The organism is Allokutzneria sp. NRRL B-24872 (assembly GCF_002155965.1).
Taxonomy (GTDB): domain Bacteria; phylum Actinomycetota; class Actinomycetes; order Mycobacteriales; family Pseudonocardiaceae; genus Allokutzneria.
Window position 1 is genome coordinate 245 of record NZ_MUMH01000335.1, and the last position, 379, is coordinate 623.

At 69.4% G+C, this 379-nt stretch carries 1 pseudogene; it reads left to right on the top strand.

The features are described 5' to 3' along the window. Positions 1–48 precede the first annotated feature (48 nt). Positions 49–379 (top strand): annotated as a pseudogene (locus CCN37_RS37890) (histidine kinase); the annotation flags it as partial.

The following is a 379-nucleotide window of genomic DNA, read 5'->3' on the forward strand; positions in this document are numbered from 1 at the left end:
GTTGCTGCACACGGTGCGCGGGGTCGGCTACGTGCTGCGGACGCGCGCATGAAAGAGCGGAAACTCCTGTTGCGCAGCCGCGTCGCACTGGTGACGGCTCTGGTGGTGGCGCTCGGGATCATCGTGGTGAGCGTGTTCGCGTGGCTCAGCGCGGACCTGACGATGCGCCGCCAGATCGACGCCTCGCTCCAAACGGCCTCGCCGGTGAAGGAGCTGACCAAGCCCGGTGTGGACCCGGAGTCGCTGTGCGGCGCGGAGCAAGGGCCGCAGGGCTACCAGAAGTACATCGTCGGCGTGCAGTTGCTCCGGCCGGACGGGACGACGTGCTGCCCGAAGGGCGTCGACAAGGTCAGGCTCGGCCCGCGCGACTGGGAGCCGA